Origin of the sequence: Dyella sp., from assembly GCF_051962475.1 — a bacterium.
Classification (GTDB): domain Bacteria; phylum Pseudomonadota; class Gammaproteobacteria; order Xanthomonadales; family Rhodanobacteraceae; genus Dyella_A.
On record NZ_JBQCCF010000065.1, the window covers coordinates 1 to 14,173 of the forward strand.

Here is a 14,173-nt window from a genome sequence, read left to right on the forward strand (position 1 = left end):
GGGATATCGGTTGAATGCATGTTCGGGCAAGGCCGTGATCAGGGATGATCACATCAATTTGTTCCACAGGAAATCGTAGGCCAGCGCGTGCATGGTCGCCGACTGCGAATTGTCGGCGCCGGCGCCGTGGCCGCCTTCGGTGTTCTCGTAGAACCACACGTTCTTGTAGCCCATGGCTTCCATCTTCGCGGCCATCTTGCGCGCCTGCACGGGGCCGACGCGGTCGTCGCTGGTGGTGGTGTAGAACAGCACCGGCGGGTAGTGGCCGTCCTTGCGCACGTTCTGGTACGGCGAGAACGTGCGGATGAAGTCCCAGTCGGCGGTGTCGGGATTGCCGTACTCGGCCATCCACGATGCGCCGGCAGACAGGTGGCTGTAGCGCTTCATGTCCAGCAGCGGCACCTCGCAGGCGATCGCTCCGAACAACTGCGGGTACAACGTGAGCATATTGCCCATCAGCAGGCCGCCGTTGCTGCCGCCTTCCGCGCCCAGATGCTTCGGAGAAGTCACTCCGCGATGGATCAGATCCTGCGCCACGGCGGCGAAGTCCTCGTAGGCGCGCAGACGCTTGGCTTTCAGCGCCGCCTGGTGCCACGCCGGGCCGTATTCCCCGCCGCCGCGGATGTTGGCGATCACGTAGACCCCGCCGCGCTCCAGCCACGCACGGCCGATGCTGCCGCTGTATGTCGGCTGCAGCGAGACCTCGAAGCCGCCGTAACCGTAGAGCAGAGTCCGATTGGAGCCATCGAGGTTCAGCGTCTTGGGCGCAATCTGGAAATACGGCACGCGCGTGCCGTCCTTCGAGGTGACGAAGTGCTGGCTAACAGTGAAATTCGAAGCGTCGAAGAAGGCCGGCTCGCGCTTGACCGTCTGCGCGGGGGCCGAACCCAGCATGCCGTACTGCAGCGAGGACGGGGTGAGGAAGCCGGTGACCCCGAGCCAGTATTCGTCGCTGGTGTCCGGGTCGGTATCCACCACGCTGACCGTGCTCAGCTTGGGCGCCCCAGCCATCGGTTCGCGCTGCCATGAGCCCGGGCGGGGCGTCAGTACTTCGAGCCGGCTGCTCACGTCGTGCAGCACGTCGAGAATCAGGTGGTGGCGCGTCCAGCTGTACGACGCCAGTGAGGTATGTGCGTCGGGTCGGAACAGCACGGTGAAATCGCGCTTGCCCGCCATGAAGTCGTCGAAACCGATGGCCAGCAGCGCGCCGGACGGATAGGTGTTGCCGCCGGTGGTCCAGGGGGACCGGGTTTCCACCAGCAGCCACTCGCGGTGCGCTACCGCGGTGGCATCGTCGGGCACGTCGATCTTCAGCAGCTTGCCGTCGCGGCGCTGGTACAGCTCGCTGTGGAAAAAATCCTTCGCCACCGAGACGAAGTCGCGCTCGAAGCCCGGCGTGTTGTCGTGATAGGCGCTCACCGCCAGGTCGGTCCGCTTGCCCTCGTGCACCAGCGTGGCGGAGGCCAGTGGCGTACCGCGCTTCCACGCCTTGGCGATGCGCGGATAGCTCGAGTCGGTCATCGAGCCGGGGCCGAAGTCGGTGCCCACGTAGATCGTGTCCCGGTCGATCCAGTCCACCTCGGTCTTGGCGACAGGCAATTCGAAGCCACCCTCGACGAAGCGCTTGTGCACCAGGTCGAACTCGCGCACCGTCACGGCGTCGCCACCATCGGGCGAAAGCGAGAGCAGGCAACGCTCGTACGCGGGCTTGAGGCATTGCGCGCCCTTGAACACCCAGCGCTTGCCCTCGGCCTGATTCAGCGCGTCCACGTCCAGCAGCACCTCCCATGCCGGCGAGGCTTTGCGGTACTCCTCCAGTGTGGTGCGCCGCCATATGCCGCGCGGATGCATCTTGTCGCGCCAGAAGTTGTACAGGTACTTCCCCATGCGATTCACGTAGGGGATGTGCTCGTCGGAGTCGAGCACTTCCAGGATCCGCTCCCGATCCTGCGTGAAGGACTCGCCGGTGGCAAACCGGGCAGCAGTGAGGGCGTTCTGCTGCTTCACCCAATCCATTGATCTGCCGCCGTGGATGTCTTCCAGCCAGAGGAAGTCGTCTTTAGGCGAGGTATCTCCCGGGGCCGATCCGGGTGTCTGCGCGTGTGTCATGCCCGCCAGTGTGACGCCGAGCGCAAGCGCCAGCCAGCCGAAGGTCTTGCTCGACATGCTGCCTCTCCCTTGTGATGAGCGCCTCGAGGGCGTGTCGTCCAGTCTGGGCTGGTATTGCCAACTCGGGGCCCATGACCTGTGGCAGGGGGGCATGCGGCAATCTGTCCCCGGACCCGAGACGTCCAGCCCTAACGTTAGTCCGCCGTAAGACCCTACCCGACCAAAGTCGTCAATCGGAGAAGACACGATAGGTTGACATTCACGTTAAATCGGCGTGATCTTCAGCGTTGGGGTTAGGACCGCGTGTAGGAATACGCGAATTTCAGGGATGAGCTCATGGTGGAACCTATGGGTCTACTACGCCGAGATGGCGCCAACGCGGCCGTGGGGCCGCGTGACAAAAAACATTTCCAGGGGAGAACTCGATGAATCGCAAGTTGCTTTATGTGGCTTTGGGCGCCGCTTTGGCGTACGGAGCGCCGACCGCGTCACTTCATGCACAATCTGCATCCGGTCAGGACTCGACCGATCAGGCTTCCTCAGACTCCTCGCAGGGCCAGTCCGGTCAGAAGGCCAAGAAACTGGAGACGATCACCGTCACCGGTTCGCTGATTCCGCAGGCCGAGATCGAGACGTCCGCACCGACAGTTCAAATCACTGCGGAGCAGATCCAGACGCGCGGCTATGCAAACGTCTACGATGTGCTGCGTTCGCAGCCGCTGGCCACGGGCCAGGTGCAGGACAGCCAGTATGCCGGTGGCTTCACCCAAGGCGCGACCACAGTCAGCCTGCTCGGCTTGGATCCCGGCTTCACGTTGATTCTGCTTAACGGTCACCCTCTGGCTGACTATCCGCTGCTCTATAACGGCAGCAGCAACTTCACGGATCTCTCGTCGATCCCGGTCTCGATGGTCGATCACATCGACATTCTGCCCGGCAATCAGTCGGCCATTTACGGTTCAAGCGCCATCGCCGGTGTCGTCAACATTGTGCTGAAGGACCATGTCGACGGTATCAACGTGACTGCCCGCATGGGGGGATACAGCGAGGGCGGCGGTGAAAATCAGCGAGTCAGCATCACGGCTGGTCACACCTGGGGCAAGCTCGATGTCACCGGTGCCCTGCAACTGGAGCACACGGCGCCGATCTGGGGTTACGACCGCAGTTTCACCGATTCTTCGGCCGACAACCCCGCGCTAAACGGCGGTCCGGTCATCCCGCCGCGCGCGGTACTCATCGTCGATGGCAACACCGGCAAGTACGTCGATCCGGGTGCCGCTGCCTGTGGCAACCTGTCGGCGGGTTATGGCGGCACCCTGCGCTATGTGAACCGTCCTGGCAGCGGTTACTACTGCGGAAGTGACTATTCGAACGGCTATCAGACGTTCGTCAACGGAAGCAAGGCGGCCAGCGTCTATCTCAATGCGAAGTACCACGCCTCGGAAAATGTGACGCTTTACGGTGACGTGCTCTACAACCACAACAAGATCAAGCTCAACAGCGGTTCACGCTTCTGGTACTCGTCGATCGACACCGGTGGCTATTTCGTCAATGCCAACACCGGCCGATTCGAGCTGTGGCAGCGTTTCTTCACGCCCGAAGAGATTGGCGCGTCGACCAACAACGACAACCAGACCTCCGACAGCTATACGGTGACGGCCGGTGCGCAGGGAACCTTCGGCGGCTCGAACTGGGACTGGAACGCCTACTACTTCCGTTCCGAGCAGAAGGTCAAGGACAGCATGCTCTGGCCGCTCAAGACGAAGGTCGAGGAGTTCTTCCTCGGCCAGCAGCAGGGCGACTACTACGGGTATCCGATCTACGCGCCGGATACTGCGCGGATGTATACGCCACTCACCGAGGCGGACTATCGCGGCTTCAGCGCGGTGGATCAGACGACCTCCAAGACGTACACGCAGAACGTGAACCTGCAGTTGACCAATACCAGCCTGTTCTCCTTGCCGGCCGGCGACGTCGGTGTTGCCGGGCTGATGCAGGCGGGCGAGCAGTACTGGCAGAACCCCACTGATCCGCGCGTTATCGCAGGTGACTTCTGGGGTCTCACCGGTACTCAGGGCGAAGGCACTCGTCGCAACTACGCGGCGGCGCTCGAGTTCCGCGTGCCGATCTTCAGCATGCTGTCGGCGAACGTGTCCGGTCGCTACGACGACTTCCGCTACGGCGGGCAGACCGACTCCAAGGCCACGTACAAGCTTGGCTTGGAATTCCGTCCGTTCGACAGCTTGCTGATCCGCGGCAACTACGCCACGGCGTTCCGCTCACCGGACATGGGCTATCTGTTCGCCGGCCCCAGCGGCTACTACACCCAAGGGACTGACTACTACTACTGCCGTACGCAGGAGCCGAACGTCCCGATCTCGGATTGCACGCAGAATGCGGTGAACATCTCCGGTCGCCAGGCAGGCAATATCAAGCTGAAGAGCATCACGGCCAAATCGTGGGGTTACGGCGTTGTTTGGTCGCCAAGCTCCACGTTCACGATGAAGGCCGACTACTACCACATCAGCATCGCCAACGAGGTCAACAGCCTCAGCATCGACCGCATCCTGCAGGACGAGGCGAACTGCCGGATTGGTTCCAATACGGCGGGGGATCCGTATGACATCAACTCTGGCCTGTGTCAGAGCGAACTGGCATTAGTGCATCGCCTGCCGGCGAACAATCCGCAGAATCCCAACGGTTTGTCGGCGGTCGACACCTTGCCGATCAATATCTCCGACGAAGTGGTCAACGGCGTGATTGCCAGCGCCAATTGGCGCCACGACATGGGACGCTGGGGCACGCTTGGTCTGGGCGCCGACTACAACGTGTTGCTGAAGCACACGTATCGTCAGATCGCGGGTGATCCGGTGCAGGATCTGCTCGGTCTGCGGAACTACTACAATGGCTATCGCGATGTTTCGACCGCCAATGTTGACTGGGATATCGGTGACTGGTCGTTCTCTGTCCTCGGCACCCGTCGTGGCAAGACGTTCAACTACGCGGGAACCGGCAAGATCGGTGCATGGACGACGTACAACGCCAGCGTGAGCTACAAGCTCAGCGACTCGATCGATCTGTCGCTGATCTCCAACAATGTAACCAATAAGCGTCCGCCGTTCGACAAGACCTACTCGGCCTACCCGTACTACAACATCTTCAACTACAACCCGCTCCAGCGCGCACTCTGGTTCCAGGCGAGCATTCACTTCCAGTGATACTCGATGTCGGCGGGCGGAGCGAGGCAGTATGCTCCGCCCGGCCGCACCGCAGGGTGCGTATCAATGTGTTTTTTTCCTGCCCCATCGCATGAAAAAAAGCCCCGCTTCGGCGGGGCTTTTCTTTTTTGCAACCGCTACGGATCAGAGCAGCGGAATCAGCAGCAACGCCACGATGTTGATGATCTTGATCAGCGGGTTTACCGCGGGGCCGGCGGTGTCCTTGTAGGGATCGCCCACGGTGTCGCCGGTGACGGCGGCCTTGTGTGCCTCCGAGCCCTTGCCGCCGTGGTGGCCGTCTTCGATGTACTTCTTGGCATTGTCCCAGGCGCCGCCGCCGGTGGTCATCGAGATGGCGACGAACAGGCCGGTGACGATGGTGCCGATCAGCACGCCGCCGAGTGCCTTGGGTCCAAGCAGCAGGCCGACCACCACCGGTACGGCGACCGGCAGCAGCGAGGGCACGATCATCTCCTTGATCGCCGACTTGGTCAGCATGTCGACGGCGCGGGAATAGTCGGGTTTGGCCGTGCCCTGCATGATGCCGGCGATCTCACGGAACTGGCGCCGCACTTCCTCCACCACTGCGCCGGCGGCACGACCGACCGCCTCCATGGCCATCGCGCCGAACAGGTAGGGAATCAGGCCGCCGATCAGCAGGCCGATGATCACCATGTGGTCGGACAGGTCGAATTGCATTGCCGTGTAAGTGGTGCCTGCTGCCGCGGCCTTCGCCTCGCCGGCGACATTGAGGTTGTGCGTGTAGTCGGCGAACAGCACCAGCGCCGCCAGCGCGGCCGAGCCGATCGCGTAGCCCTTGGTCACCGCCTTGGTGGTGTTGCCCACGGCATCCAGCGGGTCGGTGACGCCGCGCACTTCCGGCGGAAGATCGGCCATCTCGGCGATGCCGCCGGCGTTGTCGGTGATCGGGCCGTACGCGTCCAGCGCCACGATCATGCCGGCCATCGACAGCATCGCAGTCGCGGCGATGGCGATGCCGTACAGCCCGCCCAGCGCGAAGGCGCCCCAGATCGCGAAGCACACCGCGACCACCGGCATGGCGGTGGACTTCATCGACACGCCCAGGCCGGCAATGATGTTGGTGCCGTGGCCGGTGGTGGAGGCCTGCGCCACATGCTGCACCGGCTTGTACTGTGTGCCGGTGTAGTACTCGGTGATCCATACGATGGCGCCGGTGAGTACCAGGCCGATCAGCGCACAACCGTACAAATTCATGGCGCCGTGGGCGGTGTCGCCCATCAGTTGGGTGGTGATGGGGTAGAACGCGATGGCTGCCAGCACGGCCGACACGATCACGCCCTTGTACAGCGCCCCCATGATCGAGCCGCCGGGCTTCACCTTCACGAAGAAGGTGCCGATGATCGAGGCGACGATCGACACGCCGCCGAGCACCAGCGGGTAGAGCACCGCGTTGACGCCGACTTCGGCGGTCATCAGCCCGCCCAACAGCATCGTGGCGATCAGCGTGACCGCATAGGTCTCGAACAGATCGGCCGCCATGCCGGCGCAGTCGCCCACGTTGTCGCCCACGTTGTCGGCGATCACCGCCGGATTGCGCGGGTCGTCCTCGGGAATGCCGGCTTCCACCTTACCGACCAGATCGGCGCCCACGTCAGCGCCCTTGGTGAAGATGCCGCCACCCAGGCGGGCGAAGATTGAGATCAGCGACGAGCCGAACGCCAGGCCGACCAGCGCATGCAGGGCGCGCTCGCCGGTGTAACCGAAGTGCTGCAAGGCCAGGTAGTAGCCGGCCACGCCGATCAGGCCCAGCCCCACCACCAGCATGCCGGTGATCGCGCCGCCGCGGAACGCCACGTTCATCGCCGCGGCCAGCCCGCTGCGTGCGGCTTCGGCAGTGCGCACGTTGGCCTGCACCGACACGTTCATGCCGATATAGCCCGTGGCGCCGGAGAGCACAGCGCCGAGCGCGAAACCAATGGCGGTGCCCCAGTCCAGCGCAAAGCCCACGATCACGAACAGCACGACGCCCACCACGCCGATCGTGGTGTATTGGCGGTTGAGATAGGCGCGCGCGCCTTCCTGGATCGCCGAGGCAATCTCTTGCATCCGCTCATTGCCTGCCGATCGCGCCAGGATCCAGCGCGCCGAAAAACCGCCATACAGGATCGCTATCACCGCACACGCCAATACGATCCACACGCCATACTGCTGCAGCATCGGAACCTCCCCATGAGTTGTCACCGTGGTGCCGGGCGGTTCGGGAACGCGCCCGAGATGGCCGTCCTGAACGGGCGGTCCCGCCGAGTATAGGCAGAGGCTGCAGCGCGAACCGTTGTGCGTCGCAGCGCGCTGCCTGGTGCGCCGATGCCGGGGACAAAAAAGGCGGCGCCTTGCGGCGCCGCCTCGCTTTCGGATCGTGGTTGCCCGTGATCAGTGCAGGGCGATGTCCAGGATGATGCCGGTGGCGATGGCCACCAGCAGGTACTGGCCGTCATCACCGCGCACCCAGTGATAGCCGCGCGGCGGCGGGCGCAGGCGATAGGTGCGGTAGTCGCGCACCACGTACACCGGCCCGTAGTAGCGATGGCCGCGCTCCCAGCGGTGACCCGGCGGCACCCAATGGCCCTCGTGGCCGCGCCAGCGGTCGTGGTCATGGTCGTAGCGGCCGTACTCGTGGCGGTCACGGTCGCGGTCGTGCCCTCGCCCATGGTCGTCGTGCCAGCCGTGCCGGTCATGGTCGCCGCGATCGTGGTGCTGGGCCATGGCGACGCCGCTGCCGGTCAGCAGGGCGGCGGTAATCAGCGCAGTGGTGATCAGTTTCATGGCGTCCTCCTTTTGGACGATCGGCCGAGCGGCCCTTTGCGTGTTGCGAGCGCAGCCTAGGATGGCTTCCCTGAATCGAAAGCCTGTCGCGGCAATTTCCTTTCAGAGGTCACTCATGAAGCTGAGCGCTTCGTTCATTCTGACCGCGCCGGCAGCCGCTTGGCCACGGCGGAGAGCTTCAACTGGCCGTAAGCCGGAAGCCCGTCACGCCGCCAGGGCAGGGGCGCCTCGCCAGCGATCAGCGGCGAGAGGTAGCGCCGCGCTGCCTCGGTGATGCCGAAGCCGTCGCGCCGGATGAAGCCCTTTGGCATCTTCTTTTCCTTGTTGGCGATCTTTGCCAACGGTGCGGGCTCGACCTTCCAGCGGTACGGCGCGTCCGACGTGCGCACGATCACCGGCATCACCGCATTCATGCCGGCCAGCGCGTAGTCGACGGCCGCCTTGCCCACGGCATAGGCCTGTTCGGCGTCCACTTTCGAGGCGGCGTGACGGGCCGAGCGCTGCAGGTAATCGGGCAGCGCCCAGTGGTACTTGTAGCCCAGCTTGTCCTTCACCAGCTGCGCCAGCATCGGCGCCACGCCACCGAGCTGGGTGTGGCCGAAGGCATCGCGCGTGCCGGCCTCGGCGAGGAACTGGCCCTGCGCGTTGCGCACACCCTCAGACGCCACCACGGTGCACCAGCCCACGCGCTCCACCGTCGCTTTCACCTTCGCCCGGAAGGCGGCCTCGTCAAACACGTTCTCGGGGAACAGGATGATGTGCGGCGCCTCATCCGGTGTCTTGCCGGCCAGGCCGGCGGCGGCGGCGATCCAGCCGGCGTGGCGGCCCATCACTTCGAGAATGAACACCTTGGTCGAGGTCTCGGCCATCGACGCCACGTCCAGGCTCGCCTCCAGCGTGGAGATCGCCGTGTACTTGGCCACCGAACCGAAGCCGGGGCAGCAGTCGGTGACGGCCAAGTCGTTGTCCACCGTCTTGGGCACGCCGATGCAGCGGATGTCGTAGCCCATCGCCTTGCCCAGTTGGGACACCTTCAGCGCGGTGTCGGCTGAATCGTTGCCGCCGTTGTAGAGGAACCAGCGGATGTCGTGGGCGCGGAACACGTCGATCAATCGCTCGTATTCGGCGCGGTTCGCCTCCAGCGATTTCAGCTTGTAGCGGCAACTGCCGAAGGCGCCGCCGGGGGTATGGCGCAGGGCGGTGATGGCTGCGCGGGTTTCCTTGGCGGTGTCGATCAGATCTTCACGCAGGGCGCCGAGAATGCCGTTGCGCGCCGCGTACACGCTCACCCCGCGGGCACGGGCGGCCTCGATCACGCCGGCGGCGGTGGCGTTGATCACCGAGGTGACGCCACCGGACTGCGCATACAGCAGGCGGCCTTCGATCGTGCGGGATGCTCGGGTCATGCGTTTCTCCTGGAACGTGGGGGCGCCGCGTCAATCCGACTTTGGCAGGGGAGACAGTGACTTGGCGCATGCATGCGGGCCATTTCGTTTGACGGCCCCCCATGCAGACGCTACTTTGATCGTCATTTTGATGAATCCAGCGTAGCGCCGCAGGGTGCGGCTCGACGCGGATGGTGTGGAGCATTATGCGACTCGTGCTACTCGGCGCGCCCGGTTCGGGCAAGGGCACCCAGGCCACTCGGCTCAAGACCGAGTTTGCGGTTCCCCATATCTCCACCGGCGACATGCTGCGCGCCGCCGTGGCCGCCGGCACGCCGCTGGGCATGAAGGCCAAGGCGGTGATGGACGCCGGGCATCTGGTGTCCGACGACATCCTCTTGGGCATGCTCGAAGAGCGCCTCGCGCAGGACGACGCGCGCAACGGCTTCATCCTCGACGGCTACCCGCGCAACCTCGCCCAGGCCTCCGCGCTGGACGAACTACTGGCCAAGATCGGCCAGCCGCTCGACGCCGTGGTGAAGCTGGAAGTGCCCAACGCGGCCATCGTCGAGCGCTGCGAACTGCGTTTCGCCGCCGAAGGCCGCGCCGACGACAACCCCGATACGGTGCGCCGCCGCCTGGGCGTCTACGCCGAGCAGACCGCGCCGGTGGCCGATTTCTACGCGCGCCGCGGCAAGCTGCAGGTGGTCGATGGCGTGGGCGACCTCGACGAGGTGACCGCCCGCGTGAAGCGCGCGCTCACCGGCGATTCGGCGGTCGCCAGCGGCTGATCTCCGAAACGCCTGATCGTTTCCCAACGGCAGCGCCTGTGCGCTGCCGTTGTCGTTTGCGGCAGGCGATACTGTCCGCTTCCTGCGGCGACACATCAGCGAAGGGCAACTCATGCGTCTACACATCCTCGGCATCTGCGGCACCTTCATGGGCGGCGTGGCGGCGCTCGCGCGCGAGCTCGGCCACACCGTGGAAGGCAGCGATGCCAGCGTCTACCCGCCAATGAGTACCCAGCTCGAGGCGCTCGGTATCCGCCTGATGGAAGGCTACACGGCCGCGCATCTGCAGCCGGCGCCGGACCTGGTGGTGGTAGGCAACGCGATGACCCGGGGCAACCCCGCCATCGAATACATGCTCGACGCGCAGCTGCGCTACATCTCCGGCCCGCAGTGGCTGGGCGAGACGCTGCTGCCCGGGCGCGAGGTGCTGGCCGTGGCCGGCACCCACGGCAAGACCACCACCACCAGCCTGCTGGCACACCTGCTCGAAAGCGCGGGGATGGCGCCCGGCTTCCTGGTCGGCGGTGTGCCGGGCAACTTCGGCGTGTCGGCGCGGCTGGGCGAGGGCAAGCCGTTCGTGATCGAGGCGGACGAGTACGACACGGCGTTCTTCGACAAGCGCTCGAAGTTCGTGCACTACCGCCCGCGCATCGCCATCCTCAACAACCTCGAGTACGACCACGCGGACATCTTCCCCGACGTGGCGGCGATCCAGCGCCAGTTCCATCATCTGGTGCGCACCGTGCCGGGCAATGGGCGGCTGATCGTCAACGCGCACGATGCGTATCTCGCCGAGGTGCTGGCCATGGGCCGCTGGACGCCGGTGGAGACCTTTGGCATTGGCCTGGGCGACTGGCAGGCCGAGCTTATCGCGGCGGACGGTACGCATTTCGCGGTGAGCCATCGCGGCCAGCGACTGGGCGAGATTCATTGGCCGCTGCTGGGCAACCACAACGTGATGAACGCGCTGGCCGCACTGGCTGCGGCCGCGGCCGCGGGTGCCGATCCGGTGGCGTTGCTGCCGGCATTCGGGGATTTCCGCAGCGCCGCTAGGCGCATGGAACAGGTGGCCGAAGTCGACGGCATCACCGTCTACGACGATTTCGCCCACCACCCCACGGCGATCGCCACCACGCTGGCCGGGCTGCGCGCCAAGGTCGGTGACGCGCGCATCCTGGTGGCGCTGGAACCGCGCTCCAATTCCATGCGCCTGGGCGCACATGCCGAAGGTCTGGCGCCGTCGCTGGCGGCGGCCGATGCGGTGGTGTTCCTGCACCGGCCCGAGCTGTCGTGGGATGCGCAGAAGGTCACCGGCGCGCTGGCCGGACGCGGGCATACGGTGCCGACCGTCGACGCGCTGATCGATGCGCTGCGAGCGCAGGCGCAGCCGGGCGACCACGTGGTGTTCATGTCCAACGGCGGCTTCGAGGCCGCACCGCGGCGTTTCGCCGACGCGCTGCGCGCTGGTTGATCCAACGTTGGCTCAGGCCAGCGGCGCGTCGAAGCAGGGCGGGCGGCGCTGGTATTCGCGCTGTGCGGCAAACCACACGCCGAAGCCGAAGCTGATCGTCAGCAGCGCCAGCAGCGCGCCGCCGATGCCGAGGCCCAGCGCGCCGAGCAGCACGTAACCGCCCCAGTACGTAGCCATCGCGCCGAGCACTACCACGATATTGACCAGCCCGCGGCCAAGGCTGCCTTCCGGCCCGATCAGGTGCACCGCCAGCGCTACCAGGCTGCCGGCCACGGCGACGATTACCGCGGTCAGCAGCATGCGGCCCGGTTCGGTGGCATGCACCAGCACGATGCCCAGCGCGGTGTAGGCCAGCGCGCTGAGCGCGGTCACCGGCACCAGCAACAGCAGCGCGTCGACCAGGGTCTTCTGGTAGTCGCTGCGCGAGGCGGGCGCCAACGTCAGATAGAGATCGGCGAGGTTCGGCCGCATGCGCAGCATGCCGCGGCCCAGTTGTGGGAACCGGCTCAGCGACAGCAGCACCGCGTACGCGCCAATCACCGCCGCGTTGTAGTGCGGCCGGTGCTGGATGACCACGAAGTACAGCGTCGCCATCGCCGCCACCAGGACCAGGCGCAGCGCGATCGCCGGCGGGTTGTCGTGCGGCAGCAGCAAGCTGCGGATCAGCGTCAGGCGCTGGCGTGCGCCGGGGCGGCGGCGGTAGCTGGCCAACGCGTGTTCCATGGCGCGCTGCGCCATGCCGTCGAACCATGCGTTCACGCGCTTGCCGATGGCGCCGCGCGGAGGCGTGCCTTCCATCGACGGCGACTGCAGCCGGTTCAGCCCGGTGCTTTCCAGTGGCGAGACGTCCGGTTCGCTGTCGTCGATGCGCAACAGCGGTCGCAGCACCAGCTTGAGGATCAGCACGGCCGCCAGCAGCAGCGCCACGGGCGTCAACGGCGAGTGCAGGGCGGCCTGCGCGATCTTCGCCGCCAGTTGTGGCATCCAGCCGGCGGCGATCACCACCAGCCAGATCAGCACGCCAGCGCGTCGCCCGGTGCCGCTGGCCAATCCGAGCGCCGCCGCCAGCAGCAGCCCGGTCGTGGCCAGCCAGACATACGGCATGCCGCACACCGCCGCGAGCAGGGCCGGCAGCAGCACCCACAGCGCCACGTCGACGATCGCCAGCTCGCCCAGCCGGCGCCGGAACCCGGGTAGCAGGAAGCTATCCGGCCGGCACAGTCCGCGCAGCAGTTGGCCCTGGCCGACGTGCCAGAACCAGCCGCCGAAAAGCGCCAGGCTCATGCCGATGCCGGCCAGCGCCTGATCGCCGCGCACCGACCACACCAGCATGCCCATGCCGTAGATCCACAGTCCGCCGGCCAGCACCACCAGCACCGGCATGCGGCGCCACAGCTGCAGCGAGAGCTGCCAGACCGCCTTCATGCCAGCTCCACGAACAGGTCTTCCAACGTGGGCGTCTCGATCTGCAGCGTGGCCTGCTCGCGTGCGGCCAGTGCGTCGAGGCTGTCCAGCGTGGGGTCTTCCACCAGCAGCTCGGCGCGATCGCCCTTCACCGTGGCCTTGAGCAGGCCGGCCACCACGGGGGCGTGCGGCCAGCCGGCAGAGCGGCTGAGCACTACCCGGCGCAGATGCGTGCGCAGCTCGGCCAGCGGACGGGTGAACTGGATGCGCCCGTCGCGCAGCAGGGCGATGTCGGCGTCGGCGCGTTCCAGATCGGCGGTGATGTGGGTGGAGAAGATCACCGTCTTGCCCGGCGCGCGCATCAGCTCCAGCAACTCGGCCATGAACGCGCGGCGCGCCTGCGGATCGAGGCTGGCGACCGGCTCGTCCAGCACCAGCAGGTCCGGTTCCGGGGCGATCGCGCGCACGATCGCCAGCTTCTGCCGCTGGCCCTGCGAGAGCTGGCCAATCTTCTGCTTCGGGTCGAGCTGCCATTCGCCGAGCAGGCGGTTCGCCAACGCGGCGTTCCACCGCGCGTAGAAGGCGGCGGTGAAATCGAGATATGCGCGCACCTTCATCCACGGGAACAGGTCGAAGGTCTGCGGCACGAAGCCGACCCGGTGCATGCGCTCGCCGCCCGGCTCGGTCATCGGCGCGCCGAACAGGCTGACCTCGCCACCGTCGATCGGCGACAGGCCGAGCAGACAGCGCAGCAGGGTGGTCTTGCCGGCGCCGTTGCGGCCGAGCAGGCCAACCACGCGACCGGCCGGCACGCTCCAGTCCAGTGCGCGCAACACCTCGCGCTTGGCAAACGCCTTGCTCAATTGGGTTACTCGAAGCACGGCTGCGGGATCCCCCTCGAGCAAGGGTGGCAGCGCAGCGGCAGGCGTGAGTTCGAACGCGGACATCCCTGACTCCGTCATCAATGAAGGCGTGCAATGTGCGGCAGGG

Annotated in this window: 9 protein-coding genes; 3 read left to right on the forward strand and 6 right to left on the reverse strand. The window is 65.8% G+C overall.

The window, feature by feature from the left end:
- Positions 1–48 precede the first annotated feature (48 nt).
- A complete protein-coding gene (locus tag ACTHJF_RS14440; protein WP_440267729.1) occupies positions 49–2,166 on the reverse strand; it encodes a prolyl oligopeptidase family serine peptidase in 2,118 nt (705 codons plus the stop codon).
- 368 nt (positions 2,167–2,534) lie between these two features.
- Between ACTHJF_RS14440 and ACTHJF_RS14445 the strand changes: the two genes are divergently transcribed.
- Positions 2,535–5,327, forward strand: coding sequence for a TonB-dependent receptor plug domain-containing protein (locus tag ACTHJF_RS14445; RefSeq protein ID WP_440267730.1), 2,793 nt, complete (start codon positions 2,535–2,537; stop codon positions 5,325–5,327).
- Positions 5,328–5,471: 144 nt separating this feature from the next.
- Here the strand turns inward: ACTHJF_RS14445 and ACTHJF_RS14450 are convergent, their stop codons facing one another.
- From ACTHJF_RS14450 to ACTHJF_RS14460, 3 genes are all read right to left on the reverse strand, one after another.
- Entirely contained in the window at positions 5,472–7,526 is a 2,055-nt protein-coding gene (locus ACTHJF_RS14450; RefSeq protein ID WP_440254304.1) for a sodium-translocating pyrophosphatase, read from the reverse strand.
- Between the two features lie 213 nt (positions 7,527–7,739).
- Positions 7,740–8,132, reverse strand: coding sequence for an RcnB family protein (locus ACTHJF_RS14455; protein WP_440267731.1), 393 nt, complete (start codon positions 8,130–8,132; stop codon positions 7,740–7,742).
- Positions 8,133–8,266: 134 nt separating this feature from the next.
- The gene (locus ACTHJF_RS14460) at positions 8,267–9,538 is read right to left on the reverse strand and encodes a 6-phosphofructokinase (protein ID WP_440267732.1); all 1,272 of its coding nucleotides are present in this window, start codon (positions 9,536–9,538) and stop codon (positions 8,267–8,269) included.
- Positions 9,539–9,723: 185 nt separating this feature from the next.
- Here ACTHJF_RS14460 and ACTHJF_RS14465 point away from each other — a divergent pair, with 185 nt between their 5' ends.
- Both ACTHJF_RS14465 and mpl read left to right on the forward strand, forming a co-directional pair.
- The gene (locus tag ACTHJF_RS14465; protein WP_440254307.1) at positions 9,724–10,308 is read left to right on the forward strand and encodes an adenylate kinase; all 585 of its coding nucleotides are present in this window, start codon (positions 9,724–9,726) and stop codon (positions 10,306–10,308) included.
- A gap of 112 nt (positions 10,309–10,420) precedes the next feature.
- Positions 10,421–11,779, forward strand: a complete 1,359-nt coding sequence (mpl, locus tag ACTHJF_RS14470) for a UDP-N-acetylmuramate:L-alanyl-gamma-D-glutamyl-meso-diaminopimelate ligase (protein WP_440267733.1) — start codon at positions 10,421–10,423, stop codon at positions 11,777–11,779.
- Positions 11,780–11,791: 12 nt separating this feature from the next.
- Here the strand turns inward: mpl and ACTHJF_RS14475 are convergent, their stop codons facing one another.
- The gene (locus tag ACTHJF_RS14475; protein WP_440267734.1) at positions 11,792–13,204 is read right to left on the reverse strand and encodes a hypothetical protein; all 1,413 of its coding nucleotides are present in this window, start codon (positions 13,202–13,204) and stop codon (positions 11,792–11,794) included.
- On the reverse strand, positions 13,201–14,130 hold the full coding sequence (locus ACTHJF_RS14480) for an ABC transporter ATP-binding protein (protein WP_440267735.1): 930 nt from the start codon (positions 14,128–14,130) through the stop codon (positions 13,201–13,203). Before ACTHJF_RS14480 ends, ACTHJF_RS14475 begins: the two co-directional genes overlap by 4 nt.
- Positions 14,131–14,173 lie beyond the last annotated feature (43 nt).

Bases quoted from the DNA above. Each gene is read 5' to 3' on its own strand.
- ACTHJF_RS14440 (WP_440267729.1), bottom strand. From the start codon at position 2,166: ATGTCGAGCAAGACCTTCGGCTGGCTGGCGCTTGCGCTCGGCGTCACA.
- ACTHJF_RS14445 (WP_440267730.1), top strand. From the start codon at position 2,535: ATGAATCGCAAGTTGCTTTATGTGGCTTTGGGCGCCGCTTTGGCGTAC.
- ACTHJF_RS14450 (WP_440254304.1), bottom strand. From the start codon at position 7,526: ATGCTGCAGCAGTATGGCGTGTGGATCGTATTGGCGTGTGCGGTGATA.
- ACTHJF_RS14455 (WP_440267731.1), bottom strand. From the start codon at position 8,132: ATGAAACTGATCACCACTGCGCTGATTACCGCCGCCCTGCTGACCGGC.
- ACTHJF_RS14460 (WP_440267732.1), bottom strand. From the start codon at position 9,538: ATGACCCGAGCATCCCGCACGATCGAAGGCCGCCTGCTGTATGCGCAG.
- ACTHJF_RS14465 (WP_440254307.1), top strand. From the start codon at position 9,724: ATGCGACTCGTGCTACTCGGCGCGCCCGGTTCGGGCAAGGGCACCCAG.
- mpl (WP_440267733.1), top strand. From the start codon at position 10,421: ATGCGTCTACACATCCTCGGCATCTGCGGCACCTTCATGGGCGGCGTG.
- ACTHJF_RS14475 (WP_440267734.1), bottom strand. From the start codon at position 13,204: ATGAAGGCGGTCTGGCAGCTCTCGCTGCAGCTGTGGCGCCGCATGCCG.
- ACTHJF_RS14480 (WP_440267735.1), bottom strand. From the start codon at position 14,130: ATGTCCGCGTTCGAACTCACGCCTGCCGCTGCGCTGCCACCCTTGCTC.